The organism is Streptomyces phyllanthi (genome assembly GCF_009377205.1).
GTDB lineage: Bacteria > Actinomycetota > Actinomycetes > Streptomycetales > Streptomycetaceae > Streptomyces > Streptomyces phyllanthi.
On record NZ_VJZE01000149.1, the window covers coordinates 1 to 18,600 of the forward strand.

21 protein-coding genes and 2 tRNA genes are annotated in these 18,600 nt (G+C 67.5%); 4 read left to right on the forward strand and 19 right to left on the reverse strand.

What is annotated here, in order from left to right:
• Nucleotides 1-281: primase alpha helix C-terminal domain-containing protein (locus tag FNH04_RS21410; protein WP_194236759.1), on the forward strand; the 281-nt coding region annotated here is incomplete at its 5' end.
• 126 nt (nucleotides 282-407) lie between these two features.
• On the opposite strand, the gene FNH04_RS21415 is transcribed toward FNH04_RS21410, so the two are convergent.
• The 17 genes from FNH04_RS21415 to FNH04_RS21485 all read right to left on the reverse strand — a co-directional run bounded on the left by FNH04_RS21415 (nucleotide 408) and on the right by FNH04_RS21485 (nucleotide 11,964).
• Nucleotides 408-496: transfer RNA gene (locus FNH04_RS21415), tRNA-Ser, on the reverse strand.
• A 6-nt stretch (nucleotides 497-502) separates the two neighbouring features.
• Nucleotides 503-1,681: a tyrosine-type recombinase/integrase gene (locus FNH04_RS21420; RefSeq protein ID WP_152786655.1), complete on the reverse strand. Its 1,179-nt coding sequence runs from the start codon at nucleotides 1,679-1,681 to the stop codon at nucleotides 503-505.
• Nucleotides 1,681-1,893, reverse strand: coding sequence for a helix-turn-helix domain-containing protein (locus tag FNH04_RS21425; RefSeq protein ID WP_152786657.1), 213 nt, complete (start codon nucleotides 1,891-1,893; stop codon nucleotides 1,681-1,683). Before FNH04_RS21425 ends, FNH04_RS21420 begins: the two co-directional genes overlap by 1 nt.
• Nucleotides 1,886-3,241, reverse strand: a complete 1,356-nt coding sequence (locus FNH04_RS21430; protein WP_152786659.1) for a replication initiator — start codon at nucleotides 3,239-3,241, stop codon at nucleotides 1,886-1,888. The genes FNH04_RS21425 and FNH04_RS21430 overlap by 8 nt, the downstream gene beginning before the upstream one ends.
• Nucleotides 3,242-3,344: 103 nt before the next feature.
• On the reverse strand, nucleotides 3,345-3,626 hold the full coding sequence (locus tag FNH04_RS21435) for a SpdD protein (RefSeq protein ID WP_322723460.1): 282 nt from the start codon (nucleotides 3,624-3,626) through the stop codon (nucleotides 3,345-3,347).
• Nucleotides 3,627-3,646: 20 nt separating this feature from the next.
• Entirely contained in the window at nucleotides 3,647-3,802 is a 156-nt protein-coding gene (locus FNH04_RS21440) for a hypothetical protein (RefSeq protein WP_152786661.1), read from the reverse strand.
• A gap of 15 nt (nucleotides 3,803-3,817) precedes the next feature.
• Nucleotides 3,818-3,997: a mobile element transfer protein gene (locus FNH04_RS21445; protein ID WP_322723461.1), complete on the reverse strand. Its 180-nt coding sequence runs from the start codon at nucleotides 3,995-3,997 to the stop codon at nucleotides 3,818-3,820.
• A 13-nt stretch (nucleotides 3,998-4,010) separates the two neighbouring features.
• Nucleotides 4,011-4,721 carry a DUF2637 domain-containing protein gene (locus FNH04_RS21450; protein WP_152786663.1) on the reverse strand — a complete coding sequence of 237 codons (711 nt, stop codon included), beginning with the start codon at nucleotides 4,719-4,721 and terminating at the stop codon, nucleotides 4,011-4,013.
• 9 nt (nucleotides 4,722-4,730) lie between these two features.
• Nucleotides 4,731-4,880 (reverse strand): hypothetical protein, encoded by a 150-nt coding sequence (locus FNH04_RS46630; RefSeq protein WP_194236760.1) that lies wholly within the window; start codon nucleotides 4,878-4,880, stop codon nucleotides 4,731-4,733.
• A gap of 83 nt (nucleotides 4,881-4,963) precedes the next feature.
• Nucleotides 4,964-6,337, reverse strand: coding sequence for an FtsK/SpoIIIE domain-containing protein (locus tag FNH04_RS21455; RefSeq protein ID WP_152786665.1), 1,374 nt, complete (start codon nucleotides 6,335-6,337; stop codon nucleotides 4,964-4,966).
• Nucleotides 6,338-6,342: 5 nt separating this feature from the next.
• Nucleotides 6,343-6,684: an SCO3933 family regulatory protein gene (locus FNH04_RS21460; RefSeq protein ID WP_152786667.1), complete on the reverse strand. Its 342-nt coding sequence runs from the start codon at nucleotides 6,682-6,684 to the stop codon at nucleotides 6,343-6,345.
• A gap of 184 nt (nucleotides 6,685-6,868) precedes the next feature.
• The gene (locus tag FNH04_RS21465; protein ID WP_322723463.1) at nucleotides 6,869-7,690 is read right to left on the reverse strand and encodes a protein phosphatase 2C domain-containing protein; all 822 of its coding nucleotides are present in this window, start codon (nucleotides 7,688-7,690) and stop codon (nucleotides 6,869-6,871) included.
• The gene (locus tag FNH04_RS21470; protein ID WP_152786671.1) at nucleotides 7,687-8,538 is read right to left on the reverse strand and encodes a sigma factor-like helix-turn-helix DNA-binding protein; all 852 of its coding nucleotides are present in this window, start codon (nucleotides 8,536-8,538) and stop codon (nucleotides 7,687-7,689) included. Before FNH04_RS21470 ends, FNH04_RS21465 begins: the two co-directional genes overlap by 4 nt.
• A 175-nt stretch (nucleotides 8,539-8,713) precedes the next feature.
• Nucleotides 8,714-9,103: an ATP-binding protein gene (locus FNH04_RS21475; RefSeq protein WP_322723464.1), complete on the reverse strand. Its 390-nt coding sequence runs from the start codon at nucleotides 9,101-9,103 to the stop codon at nucleotides 8,714-8,716.
• A gap of 92 nt (nucleotides 9,104-9,195) precedes the next feature.
• Complete coding sequence (locus tag FNH04_RS21480; protein ID WP_152786673.1) at nucleotides 9,196-10,050, reverse strand: helix-turn-helix domain-containing protein; 855 nt, start codon at nucleotides 10,048-10,050, stop codon at nucleotides 9,196-9,198.
• Between the two features lie 350 nt (nucleotides 10,051-10,400).
• The gene (locus FNH04_RS49630) at nucleotides 10,401-10,907 is read right to left on the reverse strand and encodes a DUF7689 domain-containing protein (RefSeq protein WP_425588611.1); all 507 of its coding nucleotides are present in this window, start codon (nucleotides 10,905-10,907) and stop codon (nucleotides 10,401-10,403) included.
• Nucleotides 10,908-11,331: 424 nt separating this feature from the next.
• Entirely contained in the window at nucleotides 11,332-11,964 is a 633-nt protein-coding gene (locus tag FNH04_RS21485) for a hypothetical protein (protein ID WP_152786675.1), read from the reverse strand.
• Between the two features lie 783 nt (nucleotides 11,965-12,747).
• Between FNH04_RS21485 and FNH04_RS21490 the strand changes: the two genes are divergently transcribed.
• Entirely contained in the window at nucleotides 12,748-13,869 is a 1,122-nt protein-coding gene (locus FNH04_RS21490; RefSeq protein ID WP_152786677.1) for a hypothetical protein, read from the forward strand.
• A 614-nt stretch (nucleotides 13,870-14,483) separates the two neighbouring features.
• Here the strand turns inward: FNH04_RS21490 and FNH04_RS21495 are convergent.
• A tRNA-Ser gene (locus FNH04_RS21495) sits at nucleotides 14,484-14,571 on the reverse strand.
• A 43-nt stretch (nucleotides 14,572-14,614) separates the two neighbouring features.
• Nucleotides 14,615-16,165 carry a S1C family serine protease gene (locus tag FNH04_RS21500; protein WP_322723466.1) on the reverse strand — a complete coding sequence of 517 codons (1,551 nt, stop codon included), beginning with the start codon at nucleotides 16,163-16,165 and terminating at the stop codon, nucleotides 14,615-14,617.
• Nucleotides 16,166-16,452: 287 nt separating this feature from the next.
• Here FNH04_RS21500 and FNH04_RS21505 point away from each other — a divergent pair, with 287 nt between their 5' ends.
• Nucleotides 16,453-17,262, forward strand: coding sequence for a glycerophosphodiester phosphodiesterase (locus tag FNH04_RS21505; protein ID WP_322723467.1), 810 nt, complete (start codon nucleotides 16,453-16,455; stop codon nucleotides 17,260-17,262).
• Nucleotides 17,263-17,465: 203 nt separating this feature from the next.
• Entirely contained in the window at nucleotides 17,466-18,104 is a 639-nt protein-coding gene (locus FNH04_RS21515) for an ATP-binding protein (RefSeq protein WP_322723468.1), read from the forward strand.
• Nucleotides 18,105-18,600: the final 496 nt, after the last annotated feature.

The following is an 18,600-nucleotide window of genomic DNA, read 5'->3' on the forward strand; positions in this document are numbered from 1 at the left end:
CACCTCTCCTCCACCTGCTGCTCCCCCCGCCACGCACGCATCACCCCACCCCCTCGTCCACCGGCCGGCACGGCCAGGGGCTGGTCCACTTCGTCCTCGCCGCCCATGAGGGCCAGCGCAACACCCGCCTCTTCTGGGCGGCCTGCCGCGCCTACGAGAACGGCATCGGCCCCGACCTGTCGAACGCCCTGGTCGACGCGGCCGTCCGCACGGGCCTCACCGAACGAGAGGCACGCTCGACGATCGCTTCGGCGGCGCGGATGACGGGGGAGCGGCGGTAGCCGGTGGCGGTCGCGGGGCTCTCCTGGCCGGCAACAGACACGCGCACGCGTACACCCCAAGAACACCGCACGCACACGCCAAAGGGCGCCCAGAACCGGTTGGTTCCGGGCGCCCCACGGTCAGGCTGCGGTGGGTGTGGGATTTGAACCCACGGTGGCTCGCGCCACGACGGTTTTCAAGACCTTTCGGCGATCACGGGCGCCTGTCCCTCCGCCGCAGGTCAGACGGGCACGAGGACCCCGGCGGAGCCGTCGTCATCGTCGTCGTGCCCGCTACGTGCCCCAGGGGCCGGATCGTGCCCGCTGAGCCATGAGTCCGCCGCTTCGGCGACCTGGTCATCACGACCGGCAACAGGCCGGGCGTAGTGCCGGGTCGTGACGCTCGCGTTCGAGTGGCCGAGCCGGTGAGCGGCGGTCATCACGCCGTACCGGTCGGCGACCCAAGTCCCGTGCGAGGCCCGGAGGTCGTGCGGGGTCACGTCGGTCAGCCCGGCTGCCGACACGGCGGGGTTGAAGTACGCCTTGCGCCACTGGTTGTAGCGCAGAGGCTTGCCGCCGGGCGTCGTGAATAGGAGCGCGTCATCCCCTCCGGGCAGGGCCTCCAGGTGCCGGCCGAGACGCTTCGCGAGCGACGGGCCGACGCGAAGAAGCCGCTTCTGGTGGGATTTTGGCGTGTCGAAGACCAAGGCGCCGTTGGCTTCGGCCAGGTTCTCGTCGACCAGGACGAAGCCGCCGGATACGTCGATGTCCACGCGGCGGAGGGCGAACGCCTCGCCGACGCGCAGGCCCGCGTACGCGAGAAGCGCGATCAGCAGGTCATGCGGCTTGGCAGCGCTCCGCACAATCCGGGAGGCTTCAAGCGGGGTGAGGATGTGCGGCTCGGTCTGCGGCATCCGGGGGAGCTTCACGCCCCTGCACGGCGTCTGCGGGATCATGTCGTTGTCGACAGCAGCCCGCATGATCTGCGACAGGACCCGGTACGCCTGCCGGATACGCGAAGCGCTGAGTCCCTTGGTGTTCATGCTGGCTACCCACTCAGTGATCGTGATCGGCCGGAGGCCCGACAGCTCACGCTCCCCGAGCGCCGGATTGATCAGCGAGTTGATCAAGGATCGGTACGTTGCTTGGGTCTTGTGCTTGAGCTGAGGGGAGACGGCCGCGAGCCAGCGGGCCGCCCAGTCTCGTACGGTCGTCTGCCCCTCAGCAGGGTCGAGCCAGCGCCCCTCTTCGATCTCGATGCGCTTCCGCATCAGCCATCGGTCAGCATCCGTCGACGTGGCGAACGTCCGGTCCGCAGGCCGAAGCACACCGTCAGGCCCCGGGTACCGGGCTTGGAAGCGTCCGGAGGGCAGTTTGCGGACCCGGCCGTAGGTCCGGCGGGACTTGCGCTTCCCAGCCATCAGGCAGCCCTCCTCAGGCCCATGGGCCGCAGAACGACCGGTTCCACGGTGTTGGCGTCGATGAACTCCCGTACGGCGCTCTCCGGGATGCGGACGTGTCGGCCGACCTTCACGAACGTGATGCGCCGCTCCTCGATCAGCCGCCGAGGGAAGCGAACCGTCGTGCCCAGTCGATCGGCGACCTGGTCAACCGTGAGGTAGCGCTCATCCATGGGTCGGCTCTCCTTCCGTTTCGTGGGTGGGTTCGCGAGTGGCGGCAAGCCAGGTTTCGGCGTTCGTCAGGCCGGTTCCGGCGAAGCGCCAGTGGGACAGGACCAGGACCGTGTCGGGGTCGAGGTCGGGCAGCGGGTGTCCGGCCTCGGCGGCGCGTTCGCGGGCCAGGGCTTCGTTGTGGTCGGCGCGTTCCTGGCGGAGAGCGCCGAGGGTGACGGAGTACGCGCGGGACTTGGTGGAGAAGTGGCCGCGGAAGCCGAGCATGTGGGCCCACTTGCGCAGGCGCAGGTGTTCGAGTTCCGGGAGCGCGCCGAGGTGCCAGCAGGTGAGGATCATCTGTCGTGCGTGGTCGGTGACTTCGGCGCCGATGAGGTCGGTGATGGGGTTTCGGATGGGGCGGTCCAGAGTGCCTGTGGCGGTCTCGGCGCCCTTGGTGGCGTACTTGGCGATGTAGGCGGCCACGGCGCGGCTGGACAGGTCCGAGGTGCCTGTGAAGTCGGCCGAGCGGATGGGGCGGATGTCGAGTTGCTCGCCGAAGCGGAAGGCGTAGGCGTGTCCGTCGAGGACGGGGCCGGGCGTCTCGGCGAGCTCGGCCGCCGACTGAACAGCGTCCGTGAGGAGTTCTGTGGTGGCCCAGGGCGGTGGAGCGTCCTCGGCGCCCTCCGGCCCGTCGAGGCGGATCACGGCGTGGAAGTGGACGGCGCCGCGCCGCTGGTACTCGGCGACCTTGGCGTACGAGACCTTGAGGCAGTGGCGCAGCTCGGAGCGGGTGAGCCCCGCACGGGCGGCGAGTTGCTGGCGCAGGTAGGTGGTGAAGCGGGCCCACAGGGCACCGGCGTGCGCGTTCCAGAGGACGGCGGTGCGGTAGTCGTACCGGTCCGGGTTCAGCGGGGTGCCGAGGGCCGGGTCGTCGTCGGGGTGGAGGCGACCGCAGCGGCACCGGCCGCCACCGGGCCGGTTGTGCACGGGGCCGAAGGACGGGGCGGTGAAGGTGGCGAACACGCGGGGGTGGTCGGCCACGGCCGGGCCGATGCCCTTGCCGCCGCTCAACCCAGCGGTGACGAGGTGGAAGGTGTCCTTGCGGTAGATCTCGGCGCAGGCCTGGCACCGGGTGGCGCGGCGGTTGTTGCAGCGGACGAGGAGTTGCCCGGCCGGGAGGTCGCGGTCAGCCAGCTCCCGAACGATTTCACCCGTGGCGGCGTGAACGTCGAGTCGGTGGCCCTCCATCCGCACGGGCTGTTCGCAGCCGCCGAGCCGCTGGATCTGTTGGGCGTAGGCGCTGAGGTCGCCGTGCCGGGCGAGGACCGCCAGTTGGCGGATGGCTCCTGCGGGAGCCGTGGGGCGCATGTGCGGGTTCCTCCTTGGAGAAGCGGGGGTTCGGGGCTCACCGCCCACGCCGTCCAGGGGGCTAGACAGCATGGGCAGGCGAAGGCGGGTGGAGCAGGTGGGCTTAGCGGCTCTTGAGGATCGAGCGGATGGTGACCGCGCAGACGGCCACGGAGGTGGCGGTGATGGCGACCGCGAGGAGCATGGAGACTAGGACCGCGCCGACGACGAGGACCACGGCGCCGCCACAGGCGACCAGGGCGAGCGTGCTGCCAGGGGTGAGCTGGACGGTCGGCCGGTTCGAGACCGGGGCGGACGTGACCGGGGCCGGGACCGGCCCGGTGGTCGGGGCCGTGGCGGTGGGGACAGGTGCGGTGTCTTGGGGCGGGTACTTCGGGGTGAACACGAGAGTGATCCCTTCTGCGGTTACTTGAGGACCGTGCCGATGGCGGGGGCCAGGAAGCTGTCGGCGACGAGGTAGCCGCCCAGGAGGAGCACGGCGATCAGCCACCACGGCGGGCGGACGAGCTTGACGCCGAGGACTCCGACGACGAGCAGGGCGAGCCAGAGCGGGACGTCCATTGCGGTGATCTCCTGTCAGGCCTTGCAGCGGTGGGTGCGGGCGGCGAGTTCGGCGGCGGCGCGGCTGTCGTACTCGGCGGAGAAGTCGCAGTTCGGGGCCGTGCATGCGGCAACGTGGCGGTTGCGGCCTCTGGCGACGTACGAGGCGACCTGGACGGGGCCGATGCGGCGGACGTTGCGGAAGCGCGGGTTCACGGATCGTCCTTTCTCAGAGGTGTGCGGCGACGGATTGCGTCATAGAGGGAGGTAGGCCGAGCCGGACGCGGATGACATCGGGGTCGGCGGGGCGGCCGGTGGTGGCCCGGAGTTCCTCGGCCAGGGTTCGGACGCGATCGACGAGGGCCGGGGGCAGGGCTACGGCGGGAGCGGGAGCGGCAGGCGCCGGGGCGGGCACGGTGACCGGCTCTTTCGTGACTTCAGGGGCCGGTTCCGGGTCGGCGGGCGGCGCCGGGAGCGCGTCACGGTGGGGTCCGTCGACGACGGGCGGGGCGGAGAGCTGGTCGGTGTTCGTGTCTGCCGTCACCGAAGTCGCCGGTGCCTCCGGGGCGCGAGGCGAGTGCGCCAGCAGCGTTCCGCCGAAGAAGGCGACGGCGGGCCAACCGGCCACCAGTACCCGGAGCCAGGCGGGGACGTGGTCCAGGTCGAGGAGTCCGGCAGTGGCGACGTTGGCACCGAGGGAAGCGGCAAGAGCTACCAGGAACCACAACCGCGGTCCCCCGGCCGGTTGCCCGGTGCGCTGCTGCTCCCCCATCCGGCGCCAGGCGGCGACCAGCAACAAGTCGACGCTGACGGGGTAGGCCCACGCCTTCCAGCCGCCCTGTCCCGCCGCTTCGGCCAGGTCGTGTAGGTGCGAGAAGGACAGGGCGCCCGCGATGACTGCTTGAACGAGTACGGCGTCGGGGCGGATCGAGCGGAACATGGGAGGTGGTCACCAGGCCCACGGGGAGTCTGAGGTGTCTTCCGGTTCCTCGTCGCGGTAGTCGTCCATGACCTCCGGCGAGTTGTTCCAGGCGGAGATCAGGGCCGATTCCAGCGGGTCGATGGCGCCGGTCTCGTCGCCGCAGTGCTCGCAGGGCATCTTTGTCTCCTTCGGCTTTCGGCATGACTGGGGTAGGGACTTGGCGTGAGGCGGTCACGCCGACCGTGGGGAAGGAAGTGCTGCTACTCGGTCACCGTGCGCGCGGTGGGCGCGGGGATGGCGGAAGAGATGGCCTCGGTGGACTCGCCGGAGAGGGGGACGGCGGGCCGGAACGAGTCGAGACGGGGCAGGACGGGCACGAGGGCCGAGGTGTCGCGGCAGATGGCCGCCGCATCGTGGAGGGAGAGGTGCGGCGAGCGGACGCGGGACCAGCCGCCGGAGGAGTCGCCGACGACCGCGACGCCGGGCCGTTCGGCCGGGATGGACGTAGCGGCGAGCGCCGCTTCAGGGGAGATGTCGGCCAGGGCCATGTTCGCCGAGGTCTCGTCGTTGACGCGGTGGCAGATCCGGCCGGTGAGCTGGGCGCGCAGCATGGTGGCGCCCTTGCCGAGTTCGGAGCCGAAGCGCTGTCCGCACACCTCCAGGTAGATGCCGGCCGCGCGGCCGAGCTGGGCGAGGCGGATGAGCTTGGTGACCATGGCGTCCCGTCGCTTTTCGTCGTCCCGGCTGGCGGCGAGGAAGAGTTCCGCGACCTCGTCCACGACGACCACGACCGGCACAGGCCGCACCTTGTCGGGCAGTCCCCACACGTCCGAGGTGAGCACGGCATCCGCATCGGCCCCGGCCGAGAGACCGATCAGGCGGAACCGTGCCTCCATCTCGTCGATCAGTGCGTCCAGGAGGTCGTTCGCCCGGTCCGGGGTGTCGGCGAGCGCGGACAACCGGGGCGCGAAGGGCGCGAGTTCGACGCCCCACTTGCAGTCGATACCGACGAGTGCGACGGGTTGCCGGGCCAGCCCGCACAGCAGGTTCCGCAGGTACACGGACTTGCCGGACTGTGTGGCGCCGAGGATCAGTTCGTGCGGCACCGTACGGAAGTCCCGTACGTGCCAGTGCCCGTCTTCCCGCAGCGCCAGCGGCAGGGACAGGGGCCCGGTCCGCAGCAGCTGCCGTGCGGGCCGTACGTCGGCGAGTACGTCCCAGCCGACCAGCCGCAGTTCCAGCCGTCCCGGCTTGGTGGGGCGGATGTGCACGGCGTGCGCAGCCCAGGCATGCCGTAGCCGGTCGGCCGAGGCGGTGAAGTCCTCGGGCGCCTGCCCGGTCGCCATGCGCAGCCGCATCACGAGGCCGGAAGCGGTGGGCAGGGGCAGCGACCGGCGAGGCGGTACGGGCGCCGCCTCCCGCCCCATCATCCGAGCCGTGGCCCGGCGTATGGCTGAGGCCGGAACCGTCAGACCGCAGGCGTCCATCGTCGCCCGGTACGAGACGAGCACCCGCAGTGCGACGACCGGGTACCCGACGAGCCACCAGAACAGGACCGGCAGGCGGCGCCGCACCACAATCAGCGCGGCGACCGCCAGCAGTCCCAGCACCAGAACCCACACGGCATCAGTCATGGTGATCAGCCCTGCGCGGCAGCGCCGACCATCACGGCGTCAGCCCGGAAGGCGATACCGTGCCGAGTACGGCCGCCGAACTCGCTCTCCCAGGGCCGGGCCACCAGGCCGGACAGGAAGACCGGCGCACCCATCGCCAAGCCGTCACCGATGCCCTTCTCGGGAACAGTGACCTTGATCATGTCGGAACCGCCCTCGGCGATGAACACCAGCTCAAGGGTCATGAGCCGCTCGTTCGTCACCGGGTCGACGGCGACCTCTCCGGTCTGGCGATCACGCACCTTGACCTCGGGCAGCTTGGTGACCAGCAGCGTCGCGGCGGAAGTGTCGACGGGGATGACACGCATTCTGTGAACCTCACTGGTTGGCAGCGTCCGTCATGGACGCCGATCCGAACTGGATACCCCCCTAGACAGCAAGGAGGTGGCCCACCCTGAACTGTCTAGGGGGGTTGACGCCAACCGTAACCCGACAGCCCATCAACTGTCTAGGGGGGTATACGAGTCGCGGTGCGGCTAGGTCTGGGGCGCCCTACGAAAGCGTCCAGTGAAGGACGGTGGCGTCGTCATGCGCTTTGCCGCGCGGCCACCGCCGACCGTTGGGGTCCTCGGCTTCCACTTCGCGAACACGGCGAATGAGCTCGTCCGGCCCGGACGAGTTGAGGAGACACAACACCTTGTCCCAGTCGGCGAGTTCGAATCGGTCGACAAGACGTGTCGCGCCGTCACTCAACAGCGTCACCGAGGCCAACGAGCCCAGAGACACAGTCCCAGTCAGAGCGTGTTCGGCCGCCTGCGGCTCGGGGCCGGCAATCCAGAAGCCGCCCGGCCGATTACGCAGCCGCGTCAGCGCATCCCGGTACTCAGCCAGTGCGGCAGCGTGTTCGGGCGAGCCGGTAGGCAACTCGTCGACCGGGCCGCGAAGCCGCTTGCCCACCTCGTCCAGGCGCTGATCCGTGACGACAGCCGTTCCGCCATCGCGTTCGGCGAGGAGGAGCGACGAATCACCGAGAACGAGATACTCCAGCTCTCCTTCACGGGCCCTGACAGCGACGACCGTACTGGTCGGACTGGCTCGGTACGTGAGGTCGCAGGTGTCCCCGTGCAGGGACCGGACTTCACCGATGGAGTCGGCCAGGCAGTCGGCGAGTGACCGAGCCGGATCCGCGGTGACAGCGCGGATCAGCAGGGCCCCGAGGGTTCCGGAGAACCAGGCCACGCCGTGAACGCACCCGGTCTCTGCGCCAGCCACCCCGGCACCATCGAGGAGGACGGCAGCACCAGGGGCCGCAGCGGTGAAGTCCTCGTTCTCCCTCCCCGGTTGGGATGGCAGGGAGCCAAGGACGACGCTCACGCCCCGTCCTCCTCGTCGTGCCGGTAGAGCGGGCAGATCAGTTCGACAGACCGAGGCTCATTGGTTTCAAGGTCGTACTCGACCCCCACGAGGGTGGAGAACCGATGCTCCCCGACCTGGCCCCACAACGCGTTCAGATCCGAGGCGAGCAACTGGACGACGCCAAGGGAGCCTTGCGTATGGATACCGGCGATGGCCAGCAGCGAACCCTTGCCGTCCGGCCGGGGGAGCCTGCCGAGATATCCGACGTCGTACGGCCGGACCGGGTCACTGTCCTGCCCAGACCTGTGCACCATGCCCGTGCGACGGTCCGCGACCGTCCAGGGCCCGTCATCCGCGCGCTCCCAACGCAGCACGGGATCTTGGGCGTACGTGTCCCACATGTCCTGTGACATGCGCGGGCCGCAGACGACGACCAGGCCGTCGCGGTTGAGATCCATATCGCCACTCACCGGAACGTGTTCCGAGGCGACGTCGAGCCCGTACGACCGCGCCAGGTCTTCCAGGCGCTTGCCGGAACTCACGTCGTCCACGGCGACGACCGTGCGGCCCCGCTCGTCGTCTCGTCGCAGCGGGGTTGCGACGGTAACGGCGCCCACACCGAGGAAAGCCCCCTCGGGCGCCGGGCCGGTGTGCCGGATCTGATGGATTCGCCCACGGCTCAGCCCGGCTTTCTCCGCGATCTGCGCGTACGAAAGCCCCCGTGCGTGCAGGTCCTGGACGACCCGGCGGCGGAGCCGGGCCAGCTCGGTCACCTCCTGCTGAGCGTCGGCCAACCGGGTTGTGACCTCACGCAGGAGCAGGTACGGATCATCAATCGCCATGATCCGCTGCAACTCGTCCGACATGCTCTCACCTCCTAGGCTCCCCTCAGAGTCTAGGGGCCTAGACGGTATGGGCGGGAGTAGCCGTCCCGAGTAAGCGCCGATCACGTAGAAGCCTGATCTACGCCGGGGCACACCCCGAGGGCTCACCCGCCACCGCCCGCATGGCAGCCAGATACTAAGACCGCACCCAGCAGCGTCACGCGCACTCCCGCGCCAGGTCGGCCCAGACGGTGCGCCCATTCGCCACAGTCTTGATCCCCCAGTCCTTGGCGCAGGCAGCGACGAGCGTCAGGCCACGGCCACCCTCCTCCTGGCTGGTCGCATCGCGCATCCGGGGCACTTGGTCGCCACCCTGGTCGATCACCTCAATGCGCACGTGATCCGCGTGGTACGCAACGACCACGAGGAACCAGCCGCCGAGCGCCCCGCTCAGGGTGTGCCGCACGGCGTTGGCCGCCAACTCCCCGACGATCAGGACGGCGTCGTCGACGCCACCCCACTCCTCAAGCAGGGCGGCGACGAAGTGGCGGGCTTCAGCCACTTGCTCGGGTAGGCCCGGAAAGGCTCGACACCAACGGGTGAGCACAGGAACTCTCCTCGTCTAGAGGGCTAGACAGCATGAAGGCAGAGTATTCCTAAGCGTGACAACGATCCAAGGCATCTAGAGGAATTATTCCTCTAAGGGGTGACGGTGTCCGCCAGGTCCCGAAACTCCTTCAGCACCCGCAACAGCAGCTCACGCACCTCAGGCCCGAACACGGCAGCGCGTTCGAAGCGGCTGAACATCTCCTCGAACGAAGCAACTTCGTTCGCATCCTCGGAGACCCGCTCATTCCGGAACGCCTCCACCACAACGGCCCGCCGATCACACAACGTGAAGCCGTGACGAGGCATGAGCGGCACGGGTCGGTCCCACGGGATGACACCGAACCGTACGGTGCTCAGGCTCTCAACAGCCAGCAGCCGGTCGAGCTGGGCCAGCATCAGCGACGGAGTGCCCGGCCACGTCCGCAACACGCCCTCGGTCAGCACGAACACCGACTCCCGCCCCGGTTCATACAGAACGCTCTGCCGCTCCACACGAGCAGCAACAGCACGCCCGACCGCCTCAGCATCCATCTTCGGAGCACTCGCGAAGACATGCCGGGCGTACTCGGCACTCTGGAGCATGGCCGGCAGAACCACACACTGGAACGAGCGCACCAGCCGAGCACCGCGGATCGCTTCGTCCAGGAGCAGCCCGGCAGGCACATCGCCCTCGGAGCTTTCGCCGGAGTCAGCCGCAGCGGCCTCCACCTCGGCCAGCAAGTCGAGCACCTCACGAGCCGTCAACCCGTCGAGATCGAGAGCCCGAGCAAGCCGCTCCAGGACATCCCGACTCGGGACCATCCGCCCGTTCTCCACCTTGGACACAGTCGGCTGTCCCACACCGGCCCGCTGAGCCAGCACGGCACCCGTCAGACCAGCATCCATTCGCAGAGCCCGAAGACGCACCCCAAGCGCCCGCATCCGCTCCCGCCGCTCACTGCCCATACCCAGGGTTCTACACCAGAGGCAGGAACCACCGGGCCCGAGAGCCACGACGTCCACGAGCCGGGACCGCAGCGTCAAGCATCAACCGAGACAGGACACGACCAGCAGCCCGACCATGATTCAAACTTTCCCTACTGGTTCAAGTGCGGCTCGCTCCGCTCCCCGCGCGCGGCCCGGCCCCCGGCCGGGCCTGCGCTCATGTCTCCGCCCCGCTCCAGCCCGGCCGCCGCCCGTGCCACGCGCACAGCAATCAGCCGTCCGATGCCAACGAAGGCGGTATGTCGGCGCCGAGGCTGCTGACTCCAGGCCTGTACTCAGCCGCTGCCGCGCGGCCCTCAACCGAAGGCTGATCACGCGGACGCAAAAGAAAGCGGCTTCCGCAAGAGGCAGAAGACGTTACCGTAGGTCTCTCCCTCAATTGACGCCAAAGTGCCATGAACTATGTCTTCACTCCGACCCAGCTTGCTTGCCCATTGGCCATCCGGAATTTGACGGGCAGCATGCGAACCGTCGCCACCCTTCGAAAATATGGCTACTTTACCGAAACCGCGTTCAGGCGCCTCAGTGTCACATGCCTGGTAACCGCAACGCTTGAACGCCTCAACATACCAGGAAACGTTATACGCGCCGTTAAATTTACCGGTTGGGAGCCCCGAGGGCCAATAATGACCTCCCATCCCGCTCGGCTCCCACCATCTGGTGGAATCCCCCGCAGCCCAAGCGATGCAGTTATAGCGAGTATCCTGCGGGCTCGTCAGCCGATAAGAGACCTCTTTAAGGCCAGGGAAATACTGTTCAAGGATGGCCCGTCTACCAACTGTCACACGTACCCCATACTTTCCCCCCACGACAGCCACTTAGCCGCCGCTTCCCGTGTATCATCACAGCCTTCCGCCACATCCTCCCCCACAATGGAGCTGAGAGCCCAGAACCACTCGGAAGCACCCGTGGCCATCAGTTGATTAAGCACAAGAGGGATACCCTGAAGCCCCAAGCCGATAATCCGTTGAAACGCTGGGTGCATTACAGATTCAGCCACGGAGGAAACAAATTCCGTTTCGGAATACCACTCGTCAAAGTGCTTCCTAAATCGACTTTGAACCTCACCTGGGTCCAAAATGCGAGGTGCCTGATTTGCACTGCTGGAGCGGAGCAAGCGGGTACCGAATACTAGCGGGACAACCTCAGCCTCCACGTCTGCGAAGCCATAAATTGAGGCGCCTTCATCCCGCTCAAGGCTTTCCCACTCGGCAACATAGCTCAGACTCCCCGCGGCCATCCTTACTCCCCCTCAGTTTGAATAATCTGGAGCCCCGACGAGTCCATGAGGCTTTTCACATTGCGAGCCTCCGACAAAGCCCGGATCGCCGCGTCTCGCAGATCCTCAAGGTCTTCCTCGTTTAGCGCGATGAAGATGTTTCTCGTCTCGCTCCTGTCGTTAAAGTATTGCAATTTCAACGTCTGATTTACCACTACTGCCCGCGGTTTCTCGGATGGATCGTCACCAAATACTGGACGAACGTCAGTCAAAACCCGAACAGTATGGAAAAAGTTCTCTCGCTCACCCGCTAGATCGGCAGCCCTAGCCACTTCTTGAATAGCCGGGGTTTCGAGATAGGAACCCAGCCGCTTAATGAGTTGAGGCTTTTGCTCGTCTGGCAAATCCAGTTGTCGCGACTCGCCAATTCGCTCCAGGATGTCATTAATTTCCCAGCCATGCGAAAGCATGACAGTATTCAGGCCGATTAGACCATCAACAAGGTTGCTGGCATTATCGGGCGTTACGCCCTCGATGTTGGAAAGCTGCTTCTTAACTGCTGGGACGGACAGGTAACTTGAAGCACCTGAGAGACAGCTCTGAATACCCTCTGCAACTTTGTCGCTCGTTTCGGCCAGGAAGCGGAAAACTGGCACATGCCGACGAGGAATCGTCAGACTCGATGGGCTGGACAACGGGGCCTCCAGGCACAACCTTGACAGCTAAGATTCAGAGGACCACAGACTACGCAGGCGTGCACTGCCTGTCATCGACTCTCACATATGCGTACCCCTATGAGCGCAAGAGCACTCGCGCACCGTGGGTGGGGGCCAGGGTGATCCACTCGAGATGCGTTGCATATGATCCACGCGCTGACAGGGTCGGTGGCAGGCGCGTATTGAGAAGTGTCGAGGCAAGACGCTGCGCCATCAGCACCAGTGGCCGACGGCTGCTGCTCCGGCATCCGGAAACGTGGCTAAGGCCGGTGGGGGTACAGCGAGGCACACGCGCGCCTGATCGGTCGGCGCACCCTCCGTCGTGGCTGACTGTCGTCGGCTGAGGTTCAGCCGGTCCGCATCGAAAGCGACAGTGTCCGCAGTCGGCCAACCGGCCGACCCGTGGTGATCAACTCTGGGCCGTCCGTGGGCCGCCCGAGCCACCAGCTCAGAGGCCCCCAGCCATACGCGTTTCCACCCAGGGGTGGCAGTACGGCAAGATGGGTTGTTTCTTTCCGTCAGGGAGTTGCTCTGCCAGGCGTCTTGGGGAGCATGCCGGTGTCTTCGGCATCGTCAGGGGATAGGTAGTGGTGGGTGCCAAATCGGAGGGGATACCAACAGTTGAACGCCGAGCGATTCACAGACCTGGCTGCGCAGATGATGCGATCCGCCCTCGACTCCTGGCGCGGCGGGAACCGTCTCTTCGCAGTCTTGCATGCTGGCATGGGCTCCGAGTTCTGCCTGAAGGCGGTCTTGTGCCACCACGACCCACTGTTGATCTCGGCTCATGGGGACCGGGCGCTGCGCTTCCACACACTTGGCTTTGCGGGAGAGAAAGGAGTCAAGCCGCTGGAGCAAGCCCGAACGATCGGCATGGCCGAGGCATTCAAGGATGCGGAGGTCGTGATGCAGGGCCGCATGCCTGTCACGCTCGATGCGTTCACGCCGGTGATGGAGGCCCGCAACGGCATCGCTCACCTGGCCCACCACAATGCGGCCACCGCTGAGCATGTAGTGTCAACGGCCCTCCAGGTAGCTGAGGCCGTTCGTAAGGAACTCGATACGCCCGCTCCTGACTTCTGGAGGGGTTACGCCCGTGCCTTCCATGATCTCAGCAAGGTCGCAGCCATGCCGGCCATCCCGAAGATTGGCATGGAGCAAGCTGCGGAAGACCTGGCACAAGCCGAGGGCAAGGAGGCTGCACGCGCCGCCATGGACGCCGCCAAGAGCACTGCGGCCACAGCGGCCGACGCGATCGCCAGGATTCCCCTGTGGGGTGAAGCCCTCCGCGGCGACAAGGCTGCACGACATGCCTTGAGCGTCGCGCACCGCGCCATCGTCTCGGCCGCCTTGCACACCACCAGCATGCGGGCTCAGCGCGCCGCCACGGACCTGCTCAAGTCGTACGGCTACCTGGCAATAGACCGGGACAGCGAGGTGTCATCGACCGATGCGGTAGCGGTGAAGACCCTGGTGGCCCGCAATGTGGAGGGAGCATTCCGGGGCGCTCTCTCGTCAGAGCTGGAGTTCACTCTGTCGGAGCCGTCGAGTGACGTGGTGTGGCGTCCGCGACCGTATGAGGCTGCTGGATACGGCACCTACCTGTGGCGGTGGGAGCCCTGCCCGGCCTGCCCAGCGTGGGGAGACATGTATGGGTACCTGGAGCACGACGTCTGCGTTGTCGAAGAATGCAACGCTGGCGTCTACTGCGGGGAACACGACGAGTGGGAGCCCACCACCGCACACGCACAGGCATTCGCGTGCCCCGTGTGTTGCCTTGTGCTTGATACCGAAGGAGAGTTGGAGGCGGCACATATGGAGCTCGCAACCAACTTCGAGGGCTGAGCTATAGACCAGAGCTGGCCAGCAACGGTCTCCGCGCTGTCCTTTGGATCTCACGTCAGCGCGGTGATCACCTCCTGGTCGCTGCAGCTCTGCACCACTACCGCACCAGAATGAGCGGGGGAGCAGTGGGGGACCACGGTGAAATCAACCGATCCCAGAAGGAGCACGGGCCGAACGTGCACCCAGGTCAGCGGCCGATCCAGCCGCAAATGCTCGTAGCTTCCCAAGCTGAGGGCGTACCGCCAGCTCAGCGGGTACGCCAAAGGTTTGCCGACCGCGTCACCTGCAAAAGTACCCCGGCCCGTGCCAGATCAGCGCCTGATCGGTCAGCGCACCCGCCATCGAAGCGCTCACGGCCTGGGTGGAGTCCGGGCCCGGTTGGTACGAACGGCACCAGCAGGGAGCCTCTGCCGACCGAAGGCAACTGGACGTACTTCGCTCACGCGCTGAGGGCCGCCACGATGTACGAGTGACCAGGCCACCGAAGAGTGGTGAGACACCGTGCCCCATCCGTGCCCGATCGCGCGGGAAACCACGGGGAACCACGGTCGCCACCGGGCACCGAACAGCACAACGGCCCCTGACCATATGACCTGGTCAGGGGCCGTTTCACCTGGCGGTGGGTGTGGGATTTGAACCCACGGTGGCTTGCGCCACGACGGTTTTCAAGACCGTTCCCTTAGGCCGCTCGGGCAACCCACCCCGCACGCCCGCGATCACGGGTGTGCGGGGACAAGACTAACCGCTAGCTGTCGCCCTCGCGCTGGCCCAGGGTTACCTCGGCTGTCTGGGTCTTGCCGTCGCGGGTGTAGGTGAGGGTCACCTTGTCGCCGGGCTGGTGGGTCCAGATCTCGCCGATGAGAGTGGGGCCGCTGTCGATCGGGGTGTCGTCGAGCTTGGTGATCAGGTCTCCGGGCTTGAGGCCCGCCTTGTCCGCGGGACCGCCGGGGGTGACCGCGTCGGAGCCGCCCTCGCCCTCTTCCGTGATCTTCGCTCCGCCCGCGCTCTCGGTGAGGGTGACCGAGGCGCCGATCACCGGGTAGACCGGCTTGCCCGTCTTGATCAGCTGCTGGGCGACGTTCTTCGCCTGGTTGATCGGGATCGCGAAGCCCAGGCCGATCGAGCCGGACTGGCCGGTGCCGCCGAGGCCGCCGTTGCTCGAGGACTGGATCGCGGAGTTGATGCCGATGACGTTGCCCTGCGCGTCCAGCAGCGGGCCGCCGGAGTTGCCGGGGTTGATCGACGCGTCCGTCTGCAGGGCGCTCATGTACGACGCCTTGGTGCTGTTGCCGCCGTCGCTGGAGGCCACGGGGCGGTTCTTGGCGCTGATGATGCCCGTGGTCACCGTGTTCGAGAGGCCGAAGGGCGCACCGATCGCGATGGTCGAGTCGCCGACGGCCACCTTGTCGGAGTCGCCGAGCGTCAGGGGGTTCAGGTCCGACGGGGCGTTCTTGAGCTTGATGACCGCCACGTCGTAGCCCTGGGCATGGCCGACGACTTCGGCGTCGTACTTCTTGCCTGTGGGGAAGGTCGCGGTGAGCTTGCCACCGTCGACCGCTCCCGCCACCACGTGGTTGTTGGTGACGATGTGGCCCTGCTTGTCGAAGACGAAGCCGGTGCCGGTGCCGCCCTCACCGCTGCTGCTCTCGGCCTCGATGGTGACCGTGCTGGGCAGCGCCTTGGAGGCGACCGCGGCGACGGTGCCCGGGTCGCGCTTCAGGTCGCCGCCGCTCTGGGAGGCGGAGATGGTGGTCGAGTCGCCGGAGCTCTCGCTGCGGTCGGCCAGCGTGTAGCCGATGCCGCCGCCCACACCGCCCGCCACAAGGGCGGCCACGAGGATCGCCGCGAGCAGTCCGCCGCGCTTGCCTGAGGGCTTCGGCGCGGGCTGCTGGTACGAGGAGCCCCAGCCGGTCCCCGAGCCGCCGCCGTCCGCGTACGAGGGCGTGGCCGGCGGCGGGGGCGGCGGCCAGTCGGCCTGGGCGGGTGCCGTCCCGCCGTAGGGCGCTCCCGGGGCTCCCGGGGCTCCCTGAGCCTGCGCGTGGCCGTCGGCGCCCTGGCCGCCGGGGGACGCGTACGCCGACGCGCCCGTGTGCACCAGCTGCTGCTCGGCGGCCTCCGGAGCGCTCGCGGGCACCGCCGGGATCGGAGCCGTCGGGGCGCCCTGGGCGGCGGTGCCGTCGGAGGACGCTCCCGGCTCGGGAGCCTGGGCGGGTGCGGAGGCAGCGGGAGATTCCACCGGCACGGGAGGTGCGGACGGGGCGGGGGGTACCGCGGTGCCCTCGTTCTCGGTGCTCACAGCTCTTCTCCTCGATCCACGGCTGTTGTTCTCGGTCGCACTCGGTCACACTCGTTCAGCTTCGACGGTCCGGCGCGATGAAGCTGTGCATCTGTGCATGTGCTCGTCATGTGCTTCTGTACGTCTGCTTTTGTACGACGTCAGCTTTTCCCATCGACCGTCAGAGCACCATAAGCGGTGACTGTGGGTCCGCGACCATCCTTTATATAGGACCTGTCGGACTAAACAGACGGTTTTGTGATGCGATCGCCCTCACGCGTACCCCGTCACGGTGGCACCATGACGCGGTGACCCACGCACGACAGCACCCGATTCAGGTCGTCGCCCACCGCGGCGCCTCGGAAGAGGCCCCCGAGCACACTCTGGCCGCGTACAAGAAGGCGATCGAGGACGGTGCGGACGCCCTCGAGTGTGACGTACGACTGACCGCGGACGGCCATCTCGTCTGTGTACACGACCGCCGTGTGAACCGTACGTCCAACGGCCGCGGCGCGGTCTCGGCGCTGGAGCTCGCCGACCTCGCTGCCCTCGACTTCGGTTCCTGGAAGAACGGCGAGGAGGCGCCCGACTGGGAGTACCGCCCCGAGGACCGTGAGGACACCTCCGTACTCACCCTGGAGCGCCTCCTGGAGCTCGTCGCCGACTCCGGCCGCCGGGTGGAGATGGCCATCGAGACCAAGCATCCGACGCGCTGGGCGGGCCAGGTGGAGGAGCGGCTGCTGCTCCTGCTGAAGCGGTTCGGGCTGGACGCCCCGGAGTCCGCCGCCGAGTCCCCGGTACGGATCATGAGCTTCTCGGCGCGCTCGCTGCACCGCGTCCGGGCCGCCTCCCCGACACTGCCCACGGTCTATCTGATGCAGTTCGTCTCTCCCCGGTTGCGCGACGGGCGCCTGCCCGCGGGCGTCCGGATCGCCGGGCCCTCGATCCGGATCGTGCGCAATCAGCCGCTGTACTTCGAGCGTCTGAAGCAGGCCGGGCACCAGGTGCACGTGTGGACGGTGAACGAACCCCAGGACGTCGATCTCTGCGTCGACCTCGGAGTGGACGCCATCATCACCAACCGTCCGCGCGCGGTGCTGCGCCAGTTGGGCCGCTGACCGTCCGCGCAGGGCCGCCGAGACCCAGTCGAAATCAACCTCTACAGAGACTTCACAAAAGGAAAAACAATCTCAAGAAGCCCTCTGTGAAGCCTCAAACGGGCCTGAGAGCCCCCGGAGAAGCCCCCAGAACAGCACCCGGAACCAGCCCTCCGATTACGGGGAGTGCACCGGCGCGTTCGTTCCGTATTTGATCGTTCCGAGTGCGTCGGTGGACGCGGATTGGCCGGTTTCCGGTTCAGCCCAATGGGGCATTCACACCGTGGCGTGGGGCAAAGGAGGTCTCGGGGGTGGCGTTGGTGGTGGCACAGGAGGTGCCCACGTCGTCGAGCATGGCCGTTCCCCATGGCCCTGCGGGCGTGGGGGAAGCAAGACACAGGATGCGCGACCAACTGCGTACCGGTGGGGTGACGGAGTCAGTCATCGACGATGCCGTACTGATCCTTTCCGAACTGCTCAGTAACGCCTGTAAACACGGCAGACCGCTGGGCGACGCGCTCGCCGGGGACGGTGACGTGCGCGCCGCGTGGCGTGTCGACCCCTCGGGCCGGCTCACCCTTGAGGTGACGGACGGCGGTGGTCCGACCCGCCCGGTTCCGGCCACGCCCTCGGTCACCGCACGTGGCGGCCGTGGGCTGAACATCATCACGGCGCTGGCCGATGACTGGGGAGTCCGGGACGAGGTCCACGGAGAGGTCACGGTGTGGGTCGTCGTCCAGGAGACCGCGGACAACGGGGACCGCGCCAGGCGCCGCGAGGACTTCGTCACGCGCGTCACGGCTCCGCCGGTCTCCGCGATACCCGGGCTGGGCCTGGCGGAAGCGTTCGAGGACTTGGACTAGGGCTCGGCGCGCCACGCTCCGCTCAGGCAACGGGTGGTGTGCCGTGCCGCCTGGCCGTGACGGGCTCCGCTCGGGAACGGGCGGCGGAGACTGAGGCTCTCGCTCGGGTGTCGGCGGCTCTGGCTCTGGCTGTGACGCCGTGGCTGTGGCGCGGGATGACGGCAGGTGTGACTCCGGCGTCGCGACTCGGTTTCCGAAGCGGTCGGTTTCCGAAGCGGTCGGTTTCCGAAGCGGTCGGTTTCCGAAGCGGTCGGTTTCCGCAGTGGTCGGTTTCCGTCGTGGTCGAAGCGGTCGGTTCGGGCGCAGGGCGCTCGGGCTCGTGCTCGAGTTCGGTCGGCGCGACTCACAGACAGGGCGCCGGGGCTCGTACGCGAACGCCTGCACTCATGTGCGCGCAGCCTGAATCCGAGGCGCCCGTCTCGATCACAGGCACATCCGCAGCCACCAAGCGGCCCGTACGGCAGCCCGGCACCCCCGCACCCCCGCACCCCCGCAC